Below are 26,987 nucleotides of genomic sequence, written 5' to 3'. Positions count from 1 at the left end.
GTATGGTTCACCGTTAACCCGGGAGAGCATACGGCTTTTGGAGCTGTTCTTATTCCCTGCGATATAAGTCCATCTATAGAGGGAAAAGAATATCAACCAAGTCCACCCACAGATGGACTTTCTTTCGTATCTCTCTGGTTATACTGTTCGTATGAAGAACATTGAACAGAGAGTGAGGAATATTTTATGATGAATATTGTCATTACAGCTTTGATTATTCTATTGTTGTCGATGAGGGAGAAGGAGGTTAAGCTCGAGCGGATGTGGCTGATGCCTGTGATTGTGGCTATTGCCATTTTTTCGAATATCTCTCAGGGGCCAGTTACAGGATTAACGCTGCTTCTGTATACGTTGTTTTTAGTTATCGGATGTGCGATAGGTATTTGGCGTGCCTGGATGGAACGGCTGCGGGTTGATCCGGCAACGGGGAAAGTTATGTCCAAAGGGTCAATGGGCACGGCTCTTGTGCTGATCATCATCATGCTGCTGAAACATTACTTCAGCACACTGGATGTACATCATAATGTGGTTTCTCTAAGCAATGCTTTACTGTTCATACCACTCGGGAGTATTGCTGCCCGGCGTGTACTGGTCTATATGCGGATTCGTCAAATGCAAGGGCGCAATGTATAGTTAATCATACGTTTGAGAATGTAAGGCCATCCAACCATTCAAGGTTATGCTATGCGAGAGGGAGATATATGCAAAATCCATATGTCATGCGAGATAAAATACGCAATTTTCTTGCTAATCACACAGGAGATTTAATTCTAAGTCTGCTATTGCTCTACAATCTGTTCAATCCGATGGATACGTTCACGTTGCTTGGGTTGTGTGCAGGTCTGGCTATCCGTTTGCCTTACTTTGTGCTCGTCTGGACACCTGATTGGTTAAAAAGGGATCGAATGCGCACGATCATGATTGTGCTGACTTGGATAGCAACGCTGCTGTATGCCCAGCTGTTTCAAGCGGAGTACCGTATTTTTGAGCTTACCTTTTATCTGATTGGTTATGCTGCGTTGAATCTTCCCGTAGCCCGATCATGGTGGCTTGGCTTGATGATTCTCGCAGGCAATGCCATGCTGTTATATACGGCGGGTGTCGAGCCGCAGTCCATTCTCATATACACGATGGCCTACATTGTTACGTATTTCTTCTGCTGGGGCGCACGCATTAAACGGGAAAGCAGAAGGGAAAGCGAGCGTCATTATACCGAGCTTCAGAGAGTGCATGCTGAATTAAGTCAGGCGCATGAAGAGCTCCGGCATACACATGAGGAATTGGAGCGTGCAACGGTACGCCTCATGCATTACGCTGTGCTTGAAGAGCGGGGCCGAATTTCGATGGATTTGCATGATAGTATCGGAAATCGCCTGACATCGGCGATTGTACAGCTTCAGGCATTGCCTTATATGATGAAGCTGGATGCAGCCGAGGCGGATAAAGCCTTGGGCTCCGTGCTGGATGTTGTAAGGCAGAGCCTGCAGGAGGTGCGGACGGTGGCTCATCAGATGGGCAGCAGCGAATCCGGGCTTGGCCTGGTCGCATTGAACAGTCTGGTGAATGAAGTGAAGGCATTAACAGGGTACTCCATTGATCTGCACTATGCCGGCAAACAAGCAGAATGGTCAGCAGAGACCTCCGAATTGTTGTACCGGATTTTACAAGAGGCATTGTCCAACATTCTTCGGCATGCCAAGGCCACTCGTGTAAGTGTGCATATCACGGAAGAGGAAGAGAATCTATACATGCGAGTGGAGGATGACGGTGTATTTGGTCAGAACCGGACGATTATACCAGGCTCAGGCTTGTCCAGTATTGTGCCGGGTTTTGGAATATCGAGTATGAAGGCACGGTGTGAAAGGGTGGGTGGAACGATGAACATTGAAGCGATCCATCCGCATGGCATGAGGCTGGAGGTATGTATTCCGCAATCAGACATGGCGGCTGCAGGAGGTGAGGAGCAATGACAGAGTCAACAATGATACGGGTACTTCTGGTGGACGACCAGCATCTGGTCAGGCACGGGCTGCGCTTTATTATTAATGCACAGCAGGATATGAAGGTTGTGGGCGAAGCAGGAAGTGGCCCGGAAGCTGTCAGGCTTGCCGCCGAGCTTGCTCCCCATGTTGTATTCATGGATGTGCAGATGGAGGGTGGCAATGGACTGGAGGCCACACAGGCGTTACTGGAGGTGCTGCCGGAATGTAAGGTGGTCATACTGACTACTTTCGACCAAGAGGATTATGTGTATCAAGGAATACGTGCGGGAGCCGTAGGATATTTGCTCAAGGATGCAGCTCCGGAAGAACTGATTGATACTGTGAGAGCGGCCTATCGTGGAGAAGCCATCTACCGTACAGCTGTCGCAGCCAAAGTCATTGCTTTAGCTGTACGCTCAGCGGCATCATCGCCTCAGACGGAAGAATCCGTCCCGACTCCGCATTCCGGTCAGAATACAGACGAGCAACCCGAGCCTCTGACAGATGCCTTCACTGGACGTGAGCTTGAAGTGCTGCAGCAGATGGCTTACGGTCTGCGGAATGAAGAGATTGCCCGGAAGCTGTACATCGGGGAAAGCACGGTAAAGACCCATGTACATCGCATACTGCAGAAGCTTCAGGTGGAGGATCGCACGCAGGCGGTAGTTTTTGCGATTCGGAACGGTTATGTAAAGTAAATATACAGATGTAAGGTTATTGAAATTAGGACACAAATCAGGCCCTGTACCGTGCAAGCGGTTCAGGGCCTTTTGCTTTTTTCGGATAGGCAGCTATCTTTTCTTGTGGTTAACGTTCTGAAGTATGATCGGATGGTGCTAATGAATCTGCTGAATGCGCAGGACGCTGGTGAGCTTCGATGTTATCGGTGCTTGTTTGCTGAGGCGAGTAGAAGTTAATGATATCGTCAACCGTGGAAAATACAACATGTTCTTCGGATTTATATTGTTCTGTTGGAATAAAAACCTCATTTCTGTGATGGATATAAGTTAAGCCAAGTTAGACTATATAAGTTGAACTAAAGATTTTACACAGTAAGGCGAACGCTCCGCTTTTTCAGGTTTTTTCTGTACAGAATAACCTTCAAATGTGGGCATAAATAAAGAGCTGCCAGAGGCAGCCCCCGTATCAATTACAGTTTAGTAACGTTCTCCGCTTGCGGTCCACGGTTACCTTGAGTTACTTCAAACTCGACACGTTGACCTTCGTCCAACGTTTTGTAACCTTCACCTTGAATGGCGCTGAAGTGAACGAATACGTCTGTTCCTTCTTCAGTTTCGATAAAGCCAAATCCTTTGTCTGCGTTGAACCATTTTACTGTACCTGTTTGCATGTGATTCCTCCAAAAATAATAAGTTTTGTACGATCATTGGCATGAGCTGCATTCAATTCTGATTAATGCTCATCCGGTGGTTAAACCGCAAACGTAATGTCCGCTAATGTATCGACCTATATGATCATAACACGTGTACCAATATAAGTCAATTTTTGAATCATTTTTCTAGCAACAGCCTACAGAGAGGGCAGTTCCCCTTGTGGGGTGGCATGCAAAGAGTCAATAGAAGCATAGATGAACACTCGAAAAAAGAAAGCGATTACATAAAAAGTTTTTTATTGTATATTATGTTGGAAACCTTGCTTGAAGGGAAGTCAGTACATTTTCTTCGCTGAGAGATATTGTTCATTTTTTAAGGGTGTGAATCAATGAAGGAGAAGACACCAGCGAATCATCCGCAGGGTGTTGGTATAGTATTTCATGGACAGCGGTGGCTGGATAAAAGGAGGAAACAAGCATGTACCGGGTGCTTCTCGTAGACGATGAGCAGGATGTGCGTGAAGGATTGGTTGTGGAAGTGGACTGGGAGGCTATGGATCTGCGCATCGTTGGCCTAGCAGAGAATGGTCGTGAGGCGCTGGAGATGGCTGAACGGGTGGAGCCGGATATCGTGATTACGGATATCAGCATGCCTTTTATGGATGGTCTGGAACTGGCACGAAGATTGAGGGAACGGAATCCGCTGATGAAGGTCGTTATTTTGACGGGATATGATGAATTTGATTATGCCCGCCAGGCCGTCTCGCTTAGCGTGGATGAATATCTGCTGAAACCCTTCTCGGCGAAACACCTTACGGAGCTGCTCACCCGATTGTGTGCCCAGATGGCAGCTGAGATTGCAGAACGTGAAAATGTACAGCAACTGCGCGAGCACTATCGTACAAGCTTGCCCTTATTACAAGCCGAGCTGATCGCGACTCTGCTGCATCGTCAGAAATCCGCACAGTACATTTTAAACCGTGCAAGTCAGTGCGGGCTTGAGCTGGAGGGTGAGCGATACGGTGTGTCCATCCTGACCCTGCATCCGTCCGAAGATGCAGAGCTGAAGCTGTTTGCCGCCCTGAACATTGCCGCTGAAATCTGGGATGATCATCAGGCAGGATATGCCTTCTTGCATCAGGAGACGGTGGTGCTGCTCTACATAGACCGCCTCGGCGGGGCCGAGGGAGAGAAGCTGCAGCAGCAGGCACTGGAGAAGGTTGTGCGCAGCATTCATCACTATTTGCGTGTACCCGCAACGATCGGGTCCAGTCGTCTTGCAGACACGTTGCCCGCAGTGAAGCATGCCTATGAAGATGCCCTGCTGGCGCTGGATTATCGGCTCGTACCTGGAACAGACTCGTTGATCTATATTGCGGATGTGGAACGTCAGACGGAGGGTAAGCTGCGCTTTGATGAACTGAAGCAGCAGACGTTAACCCGCTGTCTGAAGGCAGGTACGCAGGCAGAGCTGGAGCAGGGACTGCAGATCATTTTCCGGGAAATTACGGTAGAGCATGGGCGCAGTGATATTCAGCTGTATCTAATTGAAGTATTAACGACCGTCTGGAAAGCGGCACAGGCTTCAGGTGAAGAGATGGAGGACATATTCGGTGCCGGATTTCAGCTGTATACGGAGCTGTTCCGACTGCCGGGACTGTCTGAAGCACAGCAGAAGGTGCGGGAGGTCTGTCTGCTTGTTCAAGAGCGCATTTCCAGCGGTCGTCAGCATGTCTATAAGGATATTGTGGAGCAGGCGCTTGCATTTACGAAGCAGCATTATGCCGATCCTGAGCTGTCCATTCAGAAGGTATGTGCACATTTGCATATCAGCTCCGGGTATTTTTGCAGCATTTTCAAAAAAGAAGTGCAGCTCACCTTCCTCCAGTTTTTGATGCAGATTCGCATGGATGAGGCGAGGGAGCTACTGCGCTCCACGGAGCTGAAGTCGTTTCAGATTGCCGAGCGGGTGGGCTTTGCCGAGCCGAACTATTTCAGCTTTTGTTTTAAAAAGCATGTCGGGGTCTCGCCCAAAGAATATCGCAGACAGGCGGAGGCAGCAGCACCGGAAGGCACCCTTCGATGAACTGGAGAGCGTTCACGGGCCCAAGCAAATCTATCGCACACAAGCTTCGGAAATATTTGCGGTCATCCAGGGTCAGCAGCATTCGTTCCATTATTACGTGGTCCTTCTCTGTTTTCATCGTACTGGTGCTCACCATTATGGCGGTGCTGCTGCATGACAAATTCACACAGGCCGCGGAACGCAGTGCAGAGCTCTCCACCAGGCAGATTGTCGATCAGGTCAGTTATAACCTGGAGGATTACGTGCGGAGTATGTCCCATCTCTATCGTGCCATCGAGGAGCATATGCTTCGGGACGGGACATGGGAAGGGGATCAGGTGGATAAACAGCTCGATACGCTGCTCAGCAGCCGGGAGGATATCATTTCGATTACGCTGCTCGACGCGAACGGAGAACTGCTCAAGAACAGACCTGCTGCCGCATTGAAGCGGAGCGCACATGTGACCCAGCAGGGCTGGTTTCAGTCAGCGCTTCGTGTGCCCAATCACCTGAGCTTCTCGTTGCCGCACATTCAGAATATGTATGCAGGACCTTATCAATGGGTCGTCTCGATGAGCAAGGGCATGACGGTTAAGCAGAATGGCCAGGAGCGGCAGGTGATCCTGCTGGTGGATATTAATTTTAAACAAATGGATGAAATCAGCAGCCGGGTCAGTCTGGGACAGCGGGGATACGTCTACATTATCGACGAGAGTGCAGGCAATATCGTGTACCATCCGCAGCAGCAGCTCATGTATATGGGGCTGAAAAAGGAAAATATCGAGCAAGCTCTGGTCGCAGCAGGCAGCTACGAGGATGAGGCTGAAGGACAGAAGAGACTGAACACCGTGAAGTCGGTAGCCAATATTGGCTGGAAGATCGTTGGCGTAGCTTATCTCGATGAGATCATGACGACTCGTCAGGAAGTGAACGGATATCTGATTCGTGTACTGGTGGTGGTGCTGGTGCTGGTCATTGTGGTGTCCATGCTGCTCTCGTCCAGTCTGACCCGTCCGATTCGGCGTATGGAACGCAAGATGAAGGCGGTGGAGCGTGGAGATTTCAACGTGGTGTTGCCAACTACGGGACCGCTTGAAGTCGAGCGCTTGTCGCGCAGGTTCAATCTGATGGTGAACAAAATTCGCACGCTTATGGATGAGATCATCCATGAACAGGAGCAAAAACGCCGTCTGGAGCTGGAGGCGCTTCAGGCTCAGATTAATCCGCATTTTCTCTACAACACCCTGAATTCTGTGGTCCGTATGGTTGGCATGAGCCGCAATGACGAAGTCATCACGATGATTACCTCCCTGTCCCGGTTGTTCCGCATCAGTCTCAGTCAGGGCAAAACCATTATTTCCGTCAGGGAGGAGCTGGAGCATGCGCGCCACTATCTGACGATTCAGCAGATGCGATTCAAACACAAGTTCACCTTCACGATTCATGCGGATGAGCAGGTGCTTGACGGCCTTACACTGAAGCTGATTCTGCAGCCATTGATCGAAAATGCGATTGTACATGGCATTGAGTACCACATGGACGAGGGGAGCATTGAGATTGATGTGCAGCGTGATGAGCAGGATGTGGTGTTCTGCATTACGGATAACGGGGTAGGCATGTCGGAGGAACAGATGGCGGCGCTCCTCAGTGGTCGTGCAGTAGTAAAAAGCGGGGCAGGCTCAGGTGTAGCAGTACGCAATGTACATGATCGCATCCGGCTTTATTATGGGGATGGGTATGGTCTGAACTATGCCAGCGAGCTGGAGGAAGGCACGAGCGTGTGGATTCGGATTCCGTTTCAACAAGCGCAGAAGGAGGACGGGGCGAATGAAGGGCAGCAGTAAATACCGTGATAAATGCAACAGTAAATACGGCAGACCAAGCAGGAGAGCACTTCGTGATATGGCAAAAAAAAGCCAGGCAACTCTGCCGGTATCCCCGGAAATCAGGCCATTAAGAGCGTTGCTTCAGGCAGCCGCAGCTTGCTGCCTGTTCATATGTGCTGCCTGCGGCATGGCGGAAGCCGATGAACCCGCTTTACCGCCGCGGATCGCATTGATCACTCCTGCAGGCGCAGGAGAACTTGCGGAGGCGATCCGCCTGGGAGCTGAAGCAGCCGCCAAAGAGCGCAGCGCACAGCTGATCACCGTTGAAGCGTATCCGGTGGATAACCCTTCACACACCTCCTCGAACGCAGACTTCACTATTGGTCCACCGTTCGCTAACACTGCAGCTGCGGCTGGGCGGGACCTGACCCGCAGTGAGCGTGAACAGGCTCAGGTTCAGGCCGCTGCCCTGGCGTTGGAACAGGGGGCTGCGGCCATACTGGTCGATCCGCTGAGCGAACAGGCTCTTGGCGATATTGTTCGGGAGGCAGAGCTGTCTGGCACGGATGGAGGGATCGTGCCGGTCATTGTGTTAAACGATGAATTTCCTGTCAAAGGCATCACCAGTGTGATCTCAATGGATAATCTTGAAGCAGGACGTCAGGCGGGGCAAGCCATGGCCGAATTGCTGCAAGGGCGAGGGCAGATTGCTTTGGTTGGTCCGGACCCGACAAGCGCCGGACTGGTCAACCGGGAGCAGGGCATTCGGGAAGCGTTAACGTCTTATCCAGCGATTGAGATTAAACCGAAATCGGTCTGTAACAATAGAGAGGACTGCTGGCAAGCAGTCAAACAGCAACTGGATCAGCCCGAGGTAACGGGAGTGGTCGCTCTTCAGGAGCAGGCTTCGCTCGGTGCCGCCGATGAACTGAATCGGCGCAGGGCTGAAGGGCGAAAGGTCAGCATCGTCGGATTTGGCAGTGAGCAGCAGCAGCTGGAGCAGCTGCAGGAGGGGGTATTTCAACGATTGATTGTACAGAACGGCTACAGCGCAGGATATCTGGGAATCAATCAGGCGCTTGCCAAGCTGGAGCATAGGCCGGTTCAGAGGCGAGTGGTGCTTGAAACCAAGGTGGTAAGTACAGACAATATGTTCTGGATGGATAACCAGAAGCTGTTATTTCCTTTTGTACAATAGAACTCATACATTCTGTCGTCGGAGTGGCTTGTGTAAAATTTTTCGTTCAATTTAGATATGTATATAGAACAGATAAATTGAGGAGGATTTCGATAAAACAGATGAAGATATTGTATTCGAATTTAATGTAAACCCTTTCATAATAGAGACATCGGTAAAGCCGAATGAACTTGGGGGAGGTCATCAGAATGATGAAAAAAACGTGGATGACGCTGCTGCTGACGGTATGCATGGCAGTGGCAGCAGGATGTGGCAACGGGGGAAGCGGTGCTGGTGGAAACGGAAACGCAGGAACAGACAACGGAAGCCAGACAGAAGCCGGGGCCCAGACTGAAAATCCGAAGATCGGGGTTGCCATCTACAAATTCGATGATACGTTCATGACGGGCGTACGGAACGCGATGACTGCGGCGGCGGAGGGCGTGGCTACTCTTGATATTGTAGACAGCCAGAATGCACAGCCGACCCAGAATGAGAAAGTGGATCTGTTCGTGTCCAAGAAATACAATGCCATGGCGGTGAACCCGGTAGACCGGACCGCAGCGGGTGTCATTATAGACAAGGCCAAAGCGGCCAATATTCCAGTTGTTTTCCTCAACCGTGAACCTGTGGCGGAAGATATGAACAAGTGGGATAAAGTGTATTATGTCGGTGCCAAAGCCGAAGAGTCCGGCACGATCTCCGGTCAGCTGATTGTGGATTATTGGAAAGCTCATCCCGAGGCTGACAAGAACGGGGATGGCAAGCTGCAGTACGTAATGCTGAAGGGTGAGCCGGGTCACCAGGATGCCGAGCTGCGCACCAAATATTCCGTTCAGGCGATTCAGGATGCAGGCATCGAAGTGGAGGCCCTTGCCGAGGATACAGCCATGTGGGATCGGGTAAAAGGGCAGGAGAAGATGCAGGCATTCCTCGCCTCCCATGGGGACAAAATCGAAGCCGTGCTGGCTAACAATGATGATATGGCACTCGGTGCGATTGAAGCGTTGAAAGCAGCCGGATACTTCAAGGATGGCAAAACGATGCCGGTCGTAGGTGTAGATGCTACAGCTCCGGCAATTCAGGCACTGCAGGATGGCACGATGCTGGGCACTGTGCTGAATGATGCGAAAAACCAGGGGGCGGCAACGGTAGCTCTGGCAGCTGTTCTGGCTAAGGGTGAGACACCAACCAAGGAAAATACGAAATTTGATATTACGGACGGAAAATATGTCTGGATTGCTTACAAAAAAATTACGAAAGACAACATTGCCGACGCCCAATAATAGCAGCTGAGAGGGACGTATGTCATTTGGGCAGCGTCCTTTTTTGACCGGTCAGATGAAAGGGGAGGATATGAAATGCAGTCACCTTATCTGCTGGAGATGAACGGAATTTCGAAAGCTTTTCCCGGTGTGCAGGCACTCAGCGAAGTGACACTGAAGGTGAAGCCGGGAACCGTTCATGCGCTGATGGGCGAGAATGGAGCGGGTAAATCAACCTTGATGAAATGTTTGTTCGGGATGTACCGTCCCGATGCAGGCACGATCCATATTGAAGGAACGCCTGTAGACATTCCAAATTCCAGGGTTGCTTTGGAGAAAGGCATCTCCATGATTCATCAGGAGCTGAATCCGGTTCCGTACCGTCCGGTGATGGAGAACATATGGCTGGGACGTTTCCCGATGAAGGGTCTGCTGATTGATGAGAAGCGCATGTATGCCGATACAAAGGCGCTGTTTCAGGACTTGAATCTGGATATTGAGCCCAGGGCATTAGCCGGAACGTTGTCTGTATCCAAAATTCAATCTATGGAAATCGCCAAAGCCGTATCGTTTCATTCCAAAGTCATTGTCATGGATGAACCCACTTCTTCCCTGACAGGCAAGGAAGTGGAGCAGCTGTTTACCATTATTAATGAACTGCGCAGCCGTGGTGTGTCGATCATCTATATTTCACACAAGATGGAGGAAATTTTAACGATATCGGATGAAGTAACGATCATGCGGGATGGATGTGTCGTAGGAACCTGGGATGCCGCTGATCTGACCACCGACCTGATCATTACCCGAATGGTGGGGCGGGATCTGAGTGAACGCTTCCCGGAACGGCTTAATGTACCCGGTGAAGTCATTCTCCAGGCAGAAGGATTGACATCGAATCAGCCCAATTCATTTCGGGATGTGTCGTTTAATTTGCGTAAAGGCGAAGTGTTAGGCATTAGCGGTCTGGTGGGAGCGCAGCGTACGGAACTGATGGAATCGTTATTTGGCCTGCGCGGACTTGCTTCCGGTACGATATCCATTCACGGACGAAAGGTGAAAATTAATTCGCCCGCCGCAGCGAAACGGCACAACATTGCGCTCCTGACTGAAGAGCGGCGGGTAACCGGTATTTTCCCGGTGTTATCCGTCTATGAAAATACGATTATTGCCAGCCTTGGTCGCTATCAGAATCGTTTGGGATTGCTGGATGAGAAGAAAGGACGTGAAGAGGCGAAGCAGCAGACGCAGAAGTTCAGGACCAAAACGCCTTCGGTTAACACTTTGATTCGAAACCTTTCAGGTGGAAATCAGCAGAAGGTGCTGCTGGCTCGCTGGCTGTTAACGGACCCGGAAATTTTGCTGCTGGATGAGCCGACACGCGGAATTGACGTTGGAGCCAAATTCGAAATCTATACGATCATTACCGAGCTGGCTCGTCAAGGTAAAAGCATTATCATGATCAGCTCGGAGATGCCTGAATTGCTGGGCATGTCAGACCGCATCATGGTGATGAGCGAAGGACGTCTTACCGGTATTGTGGACGGAGCCGAGGCCACGGAGCAGCATATTATGAGGCTGGCCGCCCAACAGCGGATGGCTGGTCAGGAGGATCACGGATGAATACAACTCTAGTTAATCAAGTGAAGCAATATGTAGCCCAGCGTGCGATTTTTATCGTGCTGATCCTGCTTGTGATCGGAATCGCGTTTGCCGATCCGAACTTTCTCGCCTTTTCCACCCTGCGGGACATTTTACAGCAGTCCTCAACCCGGGCCATTATTGCGCTGGGTGCAGCCTTCATTCTCGTGACGGGAGGCGTCGATCTGTCAGCCGGGCGTGTTGTTGGTTTGACGGCGGTTGTATCGGCATCCATGCTGCAGATCGATACCTATGCCAACCGATTTTTCCCTGATCTGCCGCAGCTGTGGGTGGGGTTGCCCATCATCATTGGCATTGTGGCAGGTCTGCTTGTCGGGTTGGTCAATGGCATTATCGTAGCCAAACTGCATGTCCCGCCTTTCATTGCCACACTGGGTACGATGGTTGCGGTGTACGGGTTAAACTCGATCTATTTCGATACCGAGCCTAATCAGTCACAGCCGATTGGAGGGCTTAGACCGGATTTTACAACGATAGGCTCTGGATTTATTGATCTGGGCGGAGGGTATTCGATCCCTTATATCGTGCTGATTGCAATCGGCGTTGCACTTATCTGCTGGGTTGTTTTCAACAAAATTCGTCTGGGTAAAAATATGTATGCAATCGGTGGAAATATTCAGGCAGCCCACGTATCCGGTATTCATGTCGCTCGCAATCTGATTGCACTGTATGCGATTGCGGGTGCACTTTATGGACTGGGCGGTGTGCTGGAAGCAGCTCGTACCGGTGGAGCTACGAATAACTATGGTAACATGTACGAATTGGATGCCATTGCTGCGTGTGTGGTTGGCGGGGTCTCGACAGCCGGAGGAATCGGAACCGTACCGGGTGTTATGGCCGGCGTGCTGATCTTTGGTGTCATTAACTACGGCCTCACCTTTATTGGTGTCAGCCCATACTGGCAGTTGATCATCAAAGGTCTGATCATTGTAGCTGCCGTTGCATTCGACATTCGCAAGTATATGGCCAAGAAATAAAAGCATGTTCTCATCTGATCATCAGCATAATCTATAGTGAAAAGCAGCAAAGAAGCCAGCCCTCAGACTCAGAGAGCTGGCTTTGATCATTTGGTTATGCATTTCATGGTTATGTATATATACTGATTTTGAGATGCGTAATCATACACTTTTTTATATTACAATTACTTCATATGCCCTATTGTTTTGAGAAATTATACATCCTTGCGAATTTTGTTAGCTTCCAATAATCGACAACATCAGCTAATCATAATCGATATAATATTTGTGGATATGTTGTTGTTAGTGTGACTTTTGTCTAAGGGGGCGAGGCTATTTGCTAAGTTACACAATGAAGATGGTAATATTCCCATTAGGTTGTCTGCTTGTCATTATATCCTCATATATATTGGGACAAACATCTCATCCGATCCTGATGCTGGTTACAGGTATATTGCTAGTGGCGAGCATATGGGGAGAGCGGCGTTATCCGGTATTACGAGTGATACAATGGCTAATCCTTGGTGCATTTCATTATTTCAGTCAATTGAACTGGTGTAACCTGCTCTATTATATGCTTATCCTCTCCATGATTCAGAACAAACAGAAGCTCAACCAAACACTGCCGATCTCTGTGCTCCTTATGCTGCAGTACACCGTGATCCGACTTTCTTACGTTTCGGTGATGGATGCGTACAGTTTACTGGTATCTATATTTGATCTGCTGACCTCCGTTGTCATTGTTGTTATATATCATACGTTGATGAATAGTGAAGCGGAAAAACGCAAGCTTCGGGAAAAGAATCAGTTTCTTACTCTCCATGATCCTCTCACGGGATTGTTGAACTATGAAGGTTATATGGAGGTACTTCATAAGACGATGGAGGAAAAGGGATCTTTCCTGTTAGTGCTTTTGAATGTACATAATTTCAGCGGATACAAAAAAGCCTCGGAAGACCCGTGGTGCTCGGTCATCACGGGTACAGGCAATATGATTACAAGCCAGTTTCCGGAAGCCTACGGCATCTCGCGGTATGCAGGTGACCGATTTGCCATCGTGCTGCCGCAAATACAGCATATTGAGGAAAGGATATCCTGTTTGTTGGCCAATGAGCTTCAGGGACTGCAAGTAGGTTATAGCATCTCGCGTTATCCGAGTTTGTCACAGACATTACAGCAATTCATGACCACTGCCGAGGACCAGCTGTTACAGCAGCAGCGCAGCCAGTGGATCAAAAATGAAGAGGAGATATTTCGCTCCGAAAGACTGCGGGCGGTAGGTGAATTGGCTGCTGGCATGGCTCATGAGATTCGTAATCCACTTACTGCGATCAGAGGGTTTCTGCAGTTGTCCCGTGGACAAGCCTTTAATATTGCACCGTGGTATGAAGTGATTATGAGTGAGGTGACGAGAGTTACCGATTTGACGGGCGAATTTTTACAATTTTCCAAGCCGCAAGTCAATCATATGAAGCCGGAGAAGCTGGCACAGTGTCTGGAACGTGTGATGTCGCTGACTGAATCGGACGCAGCCTCGAGAGGGCATCGAATTATCCTTGATATGAAGGATGAATCGGTGTACGTGAACATGGACCGGGATAAAATTGTGCAGGTTCTGATTAATCTGATTCGTAATGCGTTTGAAGCAATGTCGGACCCTGGAGAGGTACATATGGATATGCTGAAGGAAGGGGATAAGGTACTTATCACTGTATCTGATACAGGCAGCGGAATTCCTGAAAGTTCGCTTTCTTCTATTTTTAATCCGTTTTTTACAACCAAAGAGGAGGGCACGGGTCTGGGGCTTGCGCTTTGTCAAAAAATAGTTCAGGATCATAACGGTAAAATTACCGTACAGAGTGAGCTTGGTACAGGATCAACATTTACATTGTGCTTGCCTGTTGAATCGAATGAATAGCGGGAGAGAGGAAACAGACTTGTGCCTCGAACTGTACCAACAGACAGAAACAGCAAACCGTTTATAGTAAATAGTAAGACCAGCGCACAAAGGAGGGAGTATAGCTTGCTGGGTTCGTTATTCAATTTCAATCAAGAAGGGCTGTCTCACATCCATCGGTCGTTGATCAAGATCAATCATTATGGTGTGGGACAGCCTTTTTTGGCATGAAGGTTATTTATATTGAGGTTTCCTGTGACTTGCTTCCGGGTGCGGGCGAGATGGACAGCTTGCGCCATAGCCATTCTACCGGACCTAGCTTATATTTTCGCAGCCAGAAGTGCGAGAAGAGCATTAACATCAGACAGATGCCAAGCCACATCAACAAAATGAAGAGAGAGGACGGCCGTCCGCCAAGTCCGAAGCCCCATCCATAGAAGAGTACAGAGGCAATGATGTTCTGTAAAATGTAACAGCTCAGCGCCATTCTGCCAATCTCCCCGAATCGACGCAGCATTCCAGGGATTTTTTCCTTTTCCATGATCATAGCTATGATTCCGACATAACCGAGCGTGAGCACGGGGGCACTGATGTAACGTACCCAGATGTCCATCATGCCGCCTGGCACAAGCAGCAGCAGATTCAGAGGAATACCCGCTTCAAGTCCGATGATCATCAGTTTACGGCGTTTGAGACGCCCGGGCTCATCGCTGGAGAATACACCTGTCCGCATAAGCAGTGATCCGAGCAGGAATAGAAAGACATTCAAAGGAATAATCGCGATGGACTCGGCCCGGAAAAATCCGAAATTGCTCAGCCGGAACATCACTTGTTCCTGCCACGTACCAGAGGCATATAACCGGGTAATCATATCCATTCCGTTAAAGGTAGAACCGGGCTCAAGTGCCAGCAGGGCTGTAATTCCTGTAACACCAATCACGTGGATGCTACCCGCGATTCCCATCATTATCAGCATAAAACGGCGGGAACGATGAATGATCAGAGAAACAATCATACCTGTGACAGCGTAGCTCATCAGCACATCATACTCCATCACGAACAGGTAATGAAGCAGACCATCCAGCAGCAGCAGTGCGCATGACCAGATATAAACGCCAGGCCAGGTATACCCGTCGCGAGCCGCTTTTTGACGTTTCAATTCCATGCCAGCACCAAATAACAGCGTAAGCATGCCTAGAAATTTTCCGTTCACCAGTATAAGCATGATGGTCTGCAGCAAGCGATCCCCTGAACTCCACCACGGCTCAAGTGCATTGCCAAATACCAGATTCAGATCACCCAGATAAGCAAAAATCCAGATGTTTGTTCCTAATGTTCCAACAATGGCGAAACCTCGAAGAATATCCAGTAAGACAATACGTTTCATGAAGCCCTCCTTAATTAATACAAACGAATTAAAAACAATATAGCACAGTCGTATTAAAAAATACAGTGTAAACGATTTTAGAGTTCGGTGTTTATAAATATGGAAAATATGGTATTATCTATTAGGTGTAGTTTGAATACAGAGGCCGCCGATCAGAGCGTATATGTTCAAAAAACATAGGTAAAAAGGAGGCAATGGTATGTCTAATCATCAATCTCGCCGCTTTATGGCCATGCAATGGAAAACACTAATATCTTCTTTTCTTGCATTCATCCTGTTGCTGGTGTCTGTTGCGCCGGCTTTTGCCGCTTCTCCAGGAAAAACGGTCAATGCTTCGGCCAAGCTGGCGTACAATCTTAAAGGGCTCAAGTATGATAAAGCTGTTCAAAAGGCATATATCGCCAGTAAATATGTATACGTTACGCAGCGTGTAAATGGGACATGTCATCTCTCCAGACTGCTGATCAAAGGCAGCAATGCAGAATATGTGGATCATATGACGATTACAAACAGTGGTCATTGCCAGACACTGGATATGTATACGTACAATGGAGCGAACTATTTCTATTTTAGCTCCAAAGCAGATCCAACAACGAATAAGTACTGGTCGCTTCAGGTAGCAAGACTTCAATATCAGGCAGGTAAGACGGTGAATTATACCGATCTGGATCGCTTCACTTATATGAACTACGCGAACAAAAAGGGTTCAAAGCAGGGTACGACATATCGAGTGGATGGCGGTGGCAACAGCAATTATACCGTATTCCGGATTCAAACGAGGGAGGGCGGAAAATCCAGCACAGATAAGGTGGTGTGGTCCGTATATGATACGGCTGCACTCAACAGGCTGCTTGACCAGAACAAGCAGGTTCGGATGGACAGCTCTGCTGCCATTAAAGCCGCAGTTTCCAGTTTCACGCAGTCGGGCAGTGGCATTATTAGACCGAATGGTTCTTTTCAGGGCGCGGACTTGCTAGGTAAAACACAAATATTTACTTCCGGCGGAGCTGAAGGAGATACACCTCAGATTGCTAAAATTTCGAGCTCAGGCACGTATAAGACTCTTGTAAAAATAACGAATGTCGGAAAGCATGAAATTGAGGGTGTGCAGAACAAGAATGGCAATGTTTACTTTACAATTGTCACAGACCCTGGAAACAAAAAGAACGGGCAGAAAATATACTATGTCCCGGACAGCATATTTTAAGTTGAGTCAACCTCTGGCTGGACTCTGAACACTACACTATGAAGTTCTACGAACTCACTGGAAAGAAAAAAATGCCGTCGTGCTTGCTCTGTATGTTATAGGGCCAGGAGACGGCTTTTTGATATTTGCGTGGTGCAGGGGTTCTGATGGTCATGACCTTGGTTATTAGGCAGGGAGCCGCGTGTCCGAGCTGCGTTTGGAGGTACGCTGTAAAACGAGCTGCACATGATTTGACCTGCATATAGCGAATATGCTACATTGATAATAACTTGTTGTTAATAACAAAATGTTAATAACAGATCGGGGGAATAATCATGTCTCGTGGAGATAGAGAGAATAGAGCTGCAGGTGATACAGGGGCTCAGGCTGAACTACATGCAGAACAGCTTGATCGGAGCAAACCTGTGTTGAGCTCTTTGCAGCAGGAGCTGACGGCTATAAGCGAAGAGGAATTTCTCAGAACATATGATGCAGGAGATTATGAACGTCCTTCAGTCACTGTCGATATGCTGGTATTTACGATTCGCAGTGAAGAACAAGAGAACTATCGCAAGCTTGCGGAACCTGAGCTGGGGTTACTGCTGATTCGCCGGGGAGGTCACCCTTATCTGGGCCAGTGGGCATTGCCCGGGGGATTCGTATCCATGCAGGAATCACTGGAGGATGCGGCGCGGCGAGAATTACAGACGGAGACGGGGCTCGATGACATCTATCTGGAGCAGCTCTACACATGGGGGGATGTGGGCCGTGACCCGCGTACACGCGTAATCAGCTGCTCTTACATGGCGTTGGTGGACAGCAGTGAGCTGGAGCTTGAAGCCGGCGATGATGCCAGTGAAGCAAGCTGGTTTCGAGTGGAGCAGAGGCTGATCGAGGAGAAGCGGCATATCCATGAGCTCGGGCGTGTGACAGAGTGCAGACTTCAGCTCATGTTGAGCAACGGAACCGAGCAGCTGTCGGCCATAGTAGAGACGAAGGAGCAGGTGCAGGGGCGTGTACGCAGCAGCAGTCTGAGTCTGCTGCAGGCTCAAGGAATTGCTTTTGACCATGCCAAAATCATTCATTATGCGCTGGAGCGGCTGCGCGCCAAAATTGAATATACCGATATTGCGTTTAATCTGATGCCTGAGAAATTCACACTGACCGCGCTGCAGAAGGTGTATGAGATCATTAGCGGCAAGAAACTGCTGGCAGCTGCCTTTCGGCGCAAAATGGCAGATTGGGTGATCGAGACGGGGGAATATGCAAGCAGTGCGGGACATCGGCCATCCCGTTTGTATCGGTTGAATCCCGAAAGGGAGGTGATATGAGGATGGAAAAGTTTACGTTTTTCTGGCACACAGCATCTCCATTCTCCCAGTGGCACCCGGCCGATTTTATCGTGAACGGGCTTCAATACACCAGTGCGGAGCAATATATGATGCATCAGAAAGCGCTGCTCTTCGGCGATCTGAAGATCGCAGAGCAAATCATGAGCACGAATTCGGCATCGGTGCAAAAAAAGCTGGGCCGACAGGTCAAGGGTTTTGACCAGACCGTATGGGAAGCCGAATGCCAGCGCATTGTTTATGAAGGCAATCAGGCAAAATTTACACAGAACGAGGAGCTGCTGGCGGCTTTGCTGGCTACTCGTGGTACAACACTTGTGGAAGCAAGCCCGGATGACCGGATATGGGGTGTGGGACTTGCCGAAGATAATCCGCGTATTCGCAATCGCTCAACTTGGCGAGGAACGAACTGGCTCGGAGAGATTCTGACACGTCTGAGAGAAGAGATAGGAGATGCTTGAAATGAGTTATTACGAAAAAAACAATAAACATAACCAATACAATAGTAAGGCTAATGGAGCTAATAGATCTAATGCATCAGCAGACCGTACAGGCGTCAACTCGCGTTCCGGACGCTCGCGTATTGCCCATCAGACGTTGGAGATTCTGGAAGAAGGTACGTACGTGAATGGATATGACCGTGCCGTTCATATCAAGCAAGATATGCAGCAGGCCATTCAGGGCTCCGTGCTTTATCGCCCTTCGGGGCTATCTCTTTTGAAGGAAGAGCTGCACAAAGGAGAGCAAGCTGACTCATCAGGGAACCAGCAGGAGTCCAAGTCTTTCTCTCAAGAAAAGATGGCACGGATTGAAGTAACAGGAGAAACGACACTGGCGGCAGCCGCCCGTCTGACGCTGGAGGAAGGAAGAACGGATGTTGTGTGTCTGAATTTTGCATCGGCCAAAAATCCGGGCGGCGGATTCCTCGGCGGAAGTCAGGCTCAGGAGGAAAGCCTGGCACGTGCAACCGGGCTGTATCCGTGTATTGCCCAGATGCACGAGATGTATGAGTATAATCGCAAGCAGCGCTCTTGTCTCTATTCCGATTATATGATCTATTCACCACATGTGCCTGTGATTCGGGATGACGATGATCGATTGCTCGATCAGTACTATACCAGTTCATTCATTACCGCACCAGCGGTGAATGCAGGTGTGGTCAAGGAGCGGAACGAAGCAACGGATGAGCAGATTCAGGCGGTGATGAAGCAGCGTATTCGATATATTCTGGAGGTTGCGGCTGCCCAAGGTCATCGAACGATTGTGCTGGGGGCTTTCGGCTGTGGTGTGTTTCGGAACGAGCCTGCGCAGGTGGCAGCTTATTTTGCCGATGTACTGGTTGAGGAGCGATATAGTGATTATTTTGATCGTATCGTCTTTGCCGTATTTGACCGGAGCGCAGGACAACGAACGCTGGAGACGTTCCGCCGAATGCTATATAAGTTGAACTAAATTTTTTACACACACCACTCCGATGATAGAATAACCTTCCAATCGCTGTTATCCCCAGATTTTTTCGATACCCTTTTCCAAAGGGGAAAATCCGGTGATAAAGGCGACCGATCCGCTTTTTCAGGTTTTTTCTGTCCCCTCCGTTACCGTGTAAATGAATAGTTCAACTTATATAGCAAAGTAATGGTAATTTGAACTTCCATGTGTCAGACAGTACATGCATTAAAGGATGTGCAGCAAAAAGTATATGATTACAGTGTCATACATGAAGTGTAGCTCGCTTGGTTGCAGGACGACCAAAAGTTCTAGTAAACGGAGTGGTGGAGTATAATCCACATCGCAGGAAAGGATTGATATTACATGCAGTTTGATGAACGGCAGCAGGATTTGTTTGAACTGGAGGAGGACTATTCCCTGGCACACTGCATATCGGCTGACGCACGGATGGGCAAAGGAATCGCTGTGCAGTTTCGGGAGAAGTTTGATCTGCAATCCCTTCAGGAGCAGGCCGGGCAGGAGCCGCTGGAGATCGGCAGATGTTATCCGGTTGGACGGACGCTGAATCTGGTTACCAAAGCTAAATTCTCCAACAAACCGACGTATTTGTCATTAACCCAGGCAGTGGAGTCCATGCGGACAGTCTGTGAAGAGCAGGGGATTACCCGGCTGGCTATGCCCCGTATCGGCTGCGGGCTGGACCGCTTGAAGTGGGAGAAGGTTAGCATCATTATTCAGAATACGTTTGCAGATATGGATATTGAGATCGTTGTATGTGCGGTGTAATGATTAGGATAAAAAATAAAAAAACCTCAGTCTGATAAGGGAAACGCAGGACATAGAGAGCTGTAACACTCGTTAGTGTTGCATCCCTATGCCTATTGAACAGGAGCATGAGCATCATGCTCACTGTCTTGTTAACGCGGTTTCCTTGCCAAAGCGAGGTTTTTTTGTTGTTTGCGGTGTCAGGCAAAGCTTGATTTACTTTTTAGAAAACATTTCTTTCGCTTCGTCCATTGCCATCTTGTTGCCAATCGAGGAATAATCAAGCCAAGGCTGCGCCCCGATCGGATATACATGCCCGGCTTTGACAGCCTTCAGGCCTTGCCAGATCGGATTGTTTTGCAGCTCCTTGAACATCGTTTGTGCTTCATCATCCGAGTTTACCACAACAAAGATGGCATCAGCATCATAGTCTGGCAGCACTTCACGTGATACGACTTGATACGGCTTGGCGGTATCCATCTCTTTGATGCCTTTGGCTGGAGTCAACCCGAGGTCGTCGTACAAAATAGGACCCATCGGACGGCGTGTGCTGAATACACGCAGCTCCTTGGCCGTGACACGAATCGCCATCACGGTACCATCCCCGATCTGATTATGAATCAGAGATTTCACTTCCTTCGTTTCCGCTTCATAATCCTGAATGTACTTCTCGGCCTGCTGCTCGCGGTTCACCAGCTTGCCAATCTCCTTCAGATGATCACGCCAAGTGCCATTGTCGAGGTTGAATACATGCACAGGTGCAATTTTCTCGAATTTGGCGATATCGTCACCGGAAAATTCCTCATCCAGATAGATCACATCAGGTTTAAGGGCAAGCAGTGCCTCCATGTCCGGGTCTTTTACAGGTCCGAGCGGCGTTGTATCTTTCAGGAGGTCAGCGACATGGGACAGGAACCCCTTTGCTTCGCCGCCAATAACGGAGCCGACCGGGGTGATGCCCAGGGAAAGCAAATCATTGGTCAGGTGAATCGACATGGATGCAATTCGCGGTTCACCTGAAGCCGTAGTCTTGTCGGCATTGTCAGCCGAGCTGCTCGTATTTGTGTTTTGGTTTGCTGCATCAGAGCCAGATGTGGACGTTTTGGCTGCCCCGCAGGCTGCAAGTACAAGCACCAGGCTGATGGTTAGCAAAAGCATTAGATTTTTCTTCAACATATTTGTCATTCTCCTTGAACTTCTATTGGATTCATCTTGTGTAATGTAATTGAATTTGAATAAAGTGTATCGAATGGTTCATCTTCATCTATCATTTGGTTCGTACCAGCAGGTATAAAAAATAGGGTGCACCGATCGCGGCTACAACAACACCTGCCGGAATGACATTTGGTGCAAAGATTGTTCGGCCAACCGTATCTGCAGTCACCAGAATAACCATCCCGATCAGTCCGGCAGCGGGAATCAAATGCCGATGTATCGGCCCGACCAGTCTGCGGGCCAGATGAGGGGCAGCAAGCCCGATAAAACCGATCCCTCCAGCCATGGATACACTCACTGCGGACAAGGCTACAGCACAGAGAAGCAGCAGAATACGCCTTGAGCGGACAGGTGTTCCAATGCTGGTTGCAGCCGCATCACCCAGATGGAAAGCGTCCAGCGTTTTGGAGCGACTCCAGATATAGGCGATACATAGCACTACCCAGGGAAGCAAAGCCAGGACATGAATCCAGTCGCGGCCCCACACACTGCCTGCAAGCCAGCGTGCTGCAAAGGAATACGTGTCCTCATCCAGACGCAGCGACAGATACAAGGTGAGCGCATGGAATCCGGCGGCCACAGCAATACCGACCAGAATAAGCTTGATCGGAGACACTCCGCTATGTCTGTCGTAGGACAGCAGCATGATGATCAGGGCGGCAGCGACACTTCCGGCAAAAGCAAAGATCGGAATCAACAGAGCCACAGAGGTATCCATGCTGAACGAAAGGCTGACAAACACGATAAGCCCGAATGCAGCTCCAGCATGCAAACCCAGAATACCCGGATCAGCAAGGGCGTTGCGTGTAATACCTTGCAGAGCAGCACCTGCGATGCCCAATCCAGCCCCCGCAAGCACCGTCACGAGTATTCGCGGCAGGCGGTAATCAAAGAGAATGATCTGATCCTGTTCACTTCCCTGTCCCAGAAAAGTCTGCAGAACAGCTACGGGTGACATTCGCACGGTACCTGTATTCAGGCTAATGGTGATGACCAGTATTGCAAGAAAGAGCAGCACAGCACTGATGATCACTGCTCTTTTGCCCCGGGAGACTTGATCGAAGGCTTGATTGATCCTGCCGAAAATGCTCGCTGCGGATGCAAATTTTCGTTTTACCACTACAAAGCCCTCCTTTCTTTCCGGGCCAAATAGAGGAAGAACGGTACGCCGACAAAAGCAACCATGATCCCTACTGCCAGCTCTTGAGGCGGATTCACAATACGTGCCCCGAGATCAGCCAGCACCAGCAGGATTGCGCCCAGAAGGGAGGACATCGGTATAATCAGCCGGTAATCTACACCCACCAGTTTGCGGGACATGTGTGGAATAACCAGACCTACAAAGCCAATGGAGCCTACTGCTGATACAGATACTCCTGCGAGCACAACGACAGCAGCGAGGGCAAGCAAGCGGGTCCAGCGCAGATTAAGTCCCAGATTCAGAGCAACCTCTTCACCAAGTGACATCAGCGACACACGCCTTGCGAGAGGCATGGTGAGTAGCAGTGTAACCAGCAGCACGGGAAGAATGAGCCTCAGATGGCGCCATTCGATACCTCCAAACCCCCCTGCGTACCAGAAGGCCAGATCCTGGCTCAGGTCAAAATAAATGGCAACGCCTGTGCTTAATGAGCCGAGCATAGCGGCAATAACGGCTCCGGCAACGGTCAGCCTGATGGAGCTGAGCCCTCCGGGTGCAGCCATGCCGAGCAGGAAGATGAGCAGGGTGCCAAGCACAGCCCCAATGAAGGACAGCAGCATAATCCAGCCATAGGGTAATCCCGGCCAGAAGGCAAAGCTTAGCGCTACGACAAAGGTTGCTCCTGCATTAATCCCGAGTATGCCAGTATCGGCAAGAGGATTGCGAGTGATCCCCTGCATTAGCGCTCCCGCGACAGCAAAGGCTGCTCCGATTACAGCGGCAGCCAGGACACGCGGCAGTCGAAGCTCATGAATGATCTGATGAGATGTCATGGAAGGGTTGTAGTTGAATACGGCGGTCCATACCGTTTCAAGCGTTAACCCTTTGGCTCCCAACGAGATAGCAACAAACATACTGATCAGCAGCACGGCGGCAGCGGACAAAAACATCAGGCCAATGGTGAATGCCGATCGTTTAACAGCAGTTGGACGCTGGGGCAGTCCCGGATGTTGGATACGGGTCACTCCTTTATAAAAAATAACATCTTTCGTTGTTATTGATTATCATTATCAATTAGTGAATATTATAAAATCTTAATCCAGGCCCGTACATGGCATAAATTAAGATTTGGGAAATGGACATTTTTTAGATTACAAAAGTACAGGCCTGCTCGTCAACATCGAGAGCGCTTCCTCGAGCTGGATGTTAATGGAATATGGCGCGTAGACAACCCAGGCGCTCCAATCGACAAGATGCACCCGCCCGTTGCGTACGGCAGGATGGCTGCTCCATAACGGATCATTCTTTAATTTTTGCAGCAATGCTGCTCGATTATGCATGTTGTCTATCGCAAGCACCAGCACATCGGCTTCGAGACCATGCCACTCCCCGGGTGTAAACGGCATCCAGTTATAGCCGACTCCAGGAGCTTTTCCGTGCAGTTCAGCCTGGATACGCGAGGGAGCAGCGAGCTGCAGCGTACGATAGAACACATGACCGAAGTTGCGATGACTGTACATCCGTGGACCTTTGGCGGTCAATGTGCCTACAGCAACCGTAAGGCTGCCTGCAAGCTCCTTGATTTTTTTGCGTGTACGATCGGCTTTGCGCTCATGCCCGTCCAGCCAGTCTCTAGCCGCTCGCGTACGATCCACAATGGCAGCAATGCGTTCCAGATGGCCGAAGACGTCCGTTTCGTTCCATGGAATCGTAATGATGGGAGCGACATCGCCAATATGCTCCATCGCTTTGGCTGCGGCATTATCCTTGGTCAGAATCAATTCGGGATGCACATCCAGAAAAGCCTGACGCCCCTGCTCCCAAGGCTCATAGGCATGAAAAGGCAGTTTGAGCGAAGAAGGCATGTGCGGCAAATGGCCTTGAATCTGAGCTGCACATGGCGTAATGCCAAGGGTCATCAAGTGGTCCGTATACGGGTAGGAGAGGGACACAATGTTGCGATGAACCTGTTTGGTATATGCAGTCGGCGCATATCCGGCATAGTTGCGGAAGCGTCTGCTGAAATAAAACTCGTCCCGGTAACCGACCTCGCGCGCGATATCGCGAATGAGAAGATCGGAGGTGAGCAGCATCTCTTTGGCCCGGTTCATTCGCAGATGTGTGATGTACTCGATCGGATTTTTCTGCATTCGGCTTTTGAACAGCTGCGAATAGTAGGACGGATGCATTCCGGCCAGTTCAGCAAGTGTATCCAGCTTGATCTCATGCATGTAATGCTGCTGCATGTATTGAAGGGTTGTTTTTAGCCACGCCTCGGGATTGTTTCGATTCTCTTCAGCGGCAGCGGACTTGTTATCTTCAGGCCAGAGCATATAGAGCAGGTCGGTTAGCAGCAGTTGTGCTTTGATATCACGAGATGCGGCTTCATGATCGGATTGTGCGAGTTCAGTTATCTGTGCTGTAATACGCTGAATGCCGTAAAAAGGTCCTTGAATCAGTCCGGTAACAGGAGAATGCAGCTCACGTTCATAGACACGTCTGGCTTCTGTCTTCTCAATTGCCCGGAACAGATCATATTCAATAATGTACAGCTCAGCCTCGTGATCGGCATCAGCTACAAGTTCAAGGCATGTCCCAGGTGTGAACAGACAGGCCGATTTACGCATGATTCGGGACGGCTCGCCGTTAACATTCAAGGTGCCAGTGAAGCGGTGCATATATATAAAAGTGTGATGTGTGAGTGCAGCTTTATGCCACTGAAATGGCCGGTGTGTGTTAATATGCTTCGCTTGATGCAGCTCAAGCAAGCCATGCTTCAGAAAATGCTCAAGCTCTTTATTTAAGTCCAAGCTCGAAGAGGCAGACTTGCCCTGTTCTGTGAAAGCTATTGTCTTCGTATCTTTAGTTGACAAAGGTGTGGTCTTAGGAGTGTTAGTGCGGACAGTTTTAGAAGAGTTTGAAGTGCTGATAGAGCTGATATTGCTTGCATATTCAGTAGTGCCACTATCTAGCATTAGAGCAGATTTGGCATCAGGGGTGGAGCGTTTATTATTATCGCCGCATGGGCGTTCAGTCAGCTCGTTGTCTGAAGGTATGCGGTTATGGTCGATATTCCTTTTGCTGATCATGGCGTACCTTCCTTTCAGAGAATGAATCCTTTTTGTATTTTCGCGTTCCTATATTTATTCTCAGCTTGTTTCTAACCCATCTTAGCAAATCTGCTGCGCAAAATGAAATGTAACTCGCGCGAGCATCATTTTCTGACGGGAGTGCTTCTTTTTGGTAAAATAAGAGAGATACGATGTTGGACTGGATGAAATGTTCTGAAGTGATAGATCGGCAGCAGCAAATTTCTTTGAGGAGGGTGTATTTATGGAGAAACGGGACAAGGTGCGGTGGGGCATTATGGGGACGGGGTGGATTGCATCCCAGTTTGCCAAAGATCTGGAGCATGCCGGAAATGCGATAAAGGCAGCAGTCGGTTCACGGACGGAAGGTAGCGCGGAGAAGTTTGCAGCCGAGTATGGTTTTGAACACGCTTACGCTTCATATGATGAATTGCTGCGAGATCCTGAGATCGATATCATTTACGTGGCAACCCCGCACCCGGTACATAAGGAAAATGTGATGGCTTGTCTGGAAGCAGGCAAAGCAGTGCTCTGTGAGAAACCGTTTACGATGAATTCTCGTCAGCTGGAACAGCTGGTGGAAACGGCAAGGGAGCGAAAGCTTTTTCTGATGGAGGGGATGTGGACCCGCTTCCTGCCCTCGATTGCTCAAGCACGTGCATGGATTGCAGAAGGACGAATCGGACAAGTGCGGATGGTACAGGCAGACTTTGGCTTTCGTATCGGCTGGGAGCCGGAAGGACGTCTGCTTAACCCTGATCTAGGCGGCGGCGCGCTGCTGGATGCGGGGGTGTACCCGATTTCCTTTGCATCGATGATCTTTGGCGAGCAGCCGCAGCATGTATGGAGCACTGCGCATATCGGGGAGTCCGGTGTAGATGAACAGTTCTCTGTATTATTGTCCTACTCCGAAGGGCGTTCCGCCTCGTTGAACGGTGCCATTCGCTTGAATCTGAACAATGAGGCTGTTATTTATGGAACGGAAGGCCGCATTCGTCTACCATTTTTCTTGGCGGGAAAGGAAGCATACCTACATCTGAACGGCCAGGAAGAGCCTGAGAAGTACGTGGATGAACGGACTTGCATCGGCTATGCATTTGAGGCAGAAGAGGCTGGACGCTGCATTCTGCAAGGCCGCACGGAGAGCAATACCATGAAGCTTGATGAATCACTCGAAATTATGAAGCTGATGGACACCGTCCGTCGCCAATGGGGACTACGTTACAAATCAGAGTAAGGAGCGAAT

Annotated in this window: 22 protein-coding genes; 16 read left to right on the top strand and 6 right to left on the bottom strand. The window is 49.4% G+C overall.

The window, feature by feature from the left end; genetic code table 11:
• The first annotated feature begins 186 nt into the window (after positions 1-186).
• The 3 genes from IEW26_RS14235 to IEW26_RS14225 all read left to right on the top strand — a co-directional run bounded on the left by IEW26_RS14235 (position 187) and on the right by IEW26_RS14225 (position 2,680).
• Complete coding sequence (locus tag IEW26_RS14235) at positions 187-633, top strand: DUF1453 family protein (RefSeq protein ID WP_188592853.1); 447 nt, start codon at positions 187-189, stop codon at positions 631-633.
• A 68-nt stretch (positions 634-701) separates the two neighbouring features.
• Positions 702-1,970, top strand: a complete 1,269-nt coding sequence (locus IEW26_RS14230; protein ID WP_188592852.1) for a sensor histidine kinase — start codon at positions 702-704, stop codon at positions 1,968-1,970.
• The gene (locus tag IEW26_RS14225; protein WP_188592851.1) at positions 1,967-2,680 is read left to right on the top strand and encodes a response regulator; all 714 of its coding nucleotides are present in this window, start codon (positions 1,967-1,969) and stop codon (positions 2,678-2,680) included. Before IEW26_RS14230 ends, IEW26_RS14225 begins: the two co-directional genes overlap by 4 nt.
• 452 nt (positions 2,681-3,132) lie before the next feature.
• Here IEW26_RS14225 and IEW26_RS14220 read toward each other — a convergent pair whose 3' ends face one another.
• Positions 3,133-3,333, bottom strand: a complete 201-nt coding sequence (locus IEW26_RS14220; protein ID WP_111270569.1) for a cold-shock protein — start codon at positions 3,331-3,333, stop codon at positions 3,133-3,135.
• Between the two features lie 460 nt (positions 3,334-3,793).
• Here IEW26_RS14220 and IEW26_RS14215 point away from each other — a divergent pair, with 460 nt between their 5' ends.
• From IEW26_RS14215 to IEW26_RS14185, 7 genes are all read left to right on the top strand, one after another.
• Positions 3,794-5,401, top strand: coding sequence for a response regulator (locus tag IEW26_RS14215; protein ID WP_188592850.1), 1,608 nt, complete (start codon positions 3,794-3,796; stop codon positions 5,399-5,401).
• Complete coding sequence (locus tag IEW26_RS14210) at positions 5,398-7,224, top strand: cache domain-containing sensor histidine kinase (protein WP_188592849.1); 1,827 nt, start codon at positions 5,398-5,400, stop codon at positions 7,222-7,224. Before IEW26_RS14215 ends, IEW26_RS14210 begins: the two co-directional genes overlap by 4 nt.
• On the top strand, positions 7,208-8,404 hold the full coding sequence (locus IEW26_RS14205; RefSeq protein ID WP_188592848.1) for a substrate-binding domain-containing protein: 1,197 nt from the start codon (positions 7,208-7,210) through the stop codon (positions 8,402-8,404). The genes IEW26_RS14210 and IEW26_RS14205 overlap by 17 nt, the downstream gene beginning before the upstream one ends.
• Positions 8,405-8,592: 188 nt before the next feature.
• A complete protein-coding gene (locus IEW26_RS14200; protein ID WP_373288472.1) occupies positions 8,593-9,669 on the top strand; it encodes a galactose ABC transporter substrate-binding protein in 1,077 nt (358 codons plus the stop codon).
• Between the two features lie 75 nt (positions 9,670-9,744).
• Entirely contained in the window at positions 9,745-11,268 is a 1,524-nt protein-coding gene (locus IEW26_RS14195; RefSeq protein ID WP_188592847.1) for a sugar ABC transporter ATP-binding protein, read from the top strand.
• Positions 11,265-12,284, top strand: a complete 1,020-nt coding sequence (gene mglC, locus IEW26_RS14190) for a galactose/methyl galactoside ABC transporter permease MglC (RefSeq protein ID WP_188592846.1) — start codon at positions 11,265-11,267, stop codon at positions 12,282-12,284. The genes IEW26_RS14195 and mglC overlap by 4 nt, the downstream gene beginning before the upstream one ends.
• A 316-nt stretch (positions 12,285-12,600) precedes the next feature.
• Positions 12,601-14,181, top strand: a complete 1,581-nt coding sequence (locus tag IEW26_RS14185) for an ATP-binding protein (RefSeq protein WP_229729849.1) — start codon at positions 12,601-12,603, stop codon at positions 14,179-14,181.
• 217 nt (positions 14,182-14,398) lie between these two features.
• Here IEW26_RS14185 and IEW26_RS14180 read toward each other — a convergent pair whose 3' ends face one another.
• Positions 14,399-15,547: a DUF418 domain-containing protein gene (locus tag IEW26_RS14180; RefSeq protein WP_188592845.1), complete on the bottom strand. Its 1,149-nt coding sequence runs from the start codon at positions 15,545-15,547 to the stop codon at positions 14,399-14,401.
• Positions 15,548-15,746: 199 nt separating this feature from the next.
• Here IEW26_RS14180 and IEW26_RS14175 point away from each other — a divergent pair, with 199 nt between their 5' ends.
• The 5 genes from IEW26_RS14175 (at position 15,747) to IEW26_RS14155 (ending at position 20,317) form a co-directional block, all read left to right on the top strand.
• Positions 15,747-16,754, top strand: a complete 1,008-nt coding sequence (locus tag IEW26_RS14175; RefSeq protein WP_188592844.1) for a helveticin J family class III bacteriocin — start codon at positions 15,747-15,749, stop codon at positions 16,752-16,754.
• 314 nt (positions 16,755-17,068) lie between these two features.
• Positions 17,069-18,064: an NUDIX hydrolase gene (locus IEW26_RS14170; protein WP_188592843.1), complete on the top strand. Its 996-nt coding sequence runs from the start codon at positions 17,069-17,071 to the stop codon at positions 18,062-18,064.
• Positions 18,065-18,066: 2 nt separating this feature from the next.
• Positions 18,067-18,543 (top strand): riboflavin biosynthesis intermediates N-glycosidase, encoded by a 477-nt coding sequence (gene ybiA, locus IEW26_RS14165; protein WP_188592842.1) that lies wholly within the window; start codon positions 18,067-18,069, stop codon positions 18,541-18,543.
• 1 nt (position 18,544) lies between these two features.
• Complete coding sequence (locus tag IEW26_RS14160; protein ID WP_373288471.1) at positions 18,545-19,534, top strand: TIGR02452 family protein; 990 nt, start codon at positions 18,545-18,547, stop codon at positions 19,532-19,534.
• 360 nt (positions 19,535-19,894) lie between these two features.
• Complete coding sequence (locus tag IEW26_RS14155) at positions 19,895-20,317, top strand: macro domain-containing protein (RefSeq protein ID WP_188592840.1); 423 nt, start codon at positions 19,895-19,897, stop codon at positions 20,315-20,317.
• A 195-nt stretch (positions 20,318-20,512) separates the two neighbouring features.
• On the opposite strand, the gene IEW26_RS14150 is transcribed toward IEW26_RS14155, so the two are convergent.
• From IEW26_RS14150 to IEW26_RS14135, 4 genes are all read right to left on the bottom strand, one after another.
• A complete protein-coding gene (locus IEW26_RS14150; RefSeq protein WP_145403852.1) occupies positions 20,513-21,469 on the bottom strand; it encodes an iron-hydroxamate ABC transporter substrate-binding protein in 957 nt (318 codons plus the stop codon).
• Between the two features lie 94 nt (positions 21,470-21,563).
• A complete protein-coding gene (locus IEW26_RS14145; protein ID WP_188592918.1) occupies positions 21,564-22,586 on the bottom strand; it encodes a FecCD family ABC transporter permease in 1,023 nt (340 codons plus the stop codon).
• Between the two features lie 44 nt (positions 22,587-22,630).
• A complete protein-coding gene (locus tag IEW26_RS14140) occupies positions 22,631-23,602 on the bottom strand; it encodes a FecCD family ABC transporter permease (RefSeq protein ID WP_167434014.1) in 972 nt (323 codons plus the stop codon).
• A 201-nt stretch (positions 23,603-23,803) separates the two neighbouring features.
• Positions 23,804-25,741, bottom strand: coding sequence for a helix-turn-helix domain-containing protein (locus IEW26_RS14135; protein ID WP_229729848.1), 1,938 nt, complete (start codon positions 25,739-25,741; stop codon positions 23,804-23,806).
• A 244-nt stretch (positions 25,742-25,985) separates the two neighbouring features.
• Between IEW26_RS14135 and IEW26_RS14125 the strand changes: the two genes are divergently transcribed.
• Positions 25,986-26,978: a Gfo/Idh/MocA family protein gene (locus IEW26_RS14125; RefSeq protein WP_188592837.1), complete on the top strand. Its 993-nt coding sequence runs from the start codon at positions 25,986-25,988 to the stop codon at positions 26,976-26,978.
• Positions 26,979-26,987: the final 9 nt, after the last annotated feature.

The sequence above is a fragment of the Paenibacillus silvae genome, from assembly GCF_014639235.1.
GTDB classification, from domain to species: domain Bacteria; phylum Bacillota; class Bacilli; order Paenibacillales; family Paenibacillaceae; genus Paenibacillus; species Paenibacillus silvae.
The sequence above is the reverse complement of the archived record's forward strand: the minus strand, read 5'-3'. Positions and strand labels throughout refer to the sequence as shown.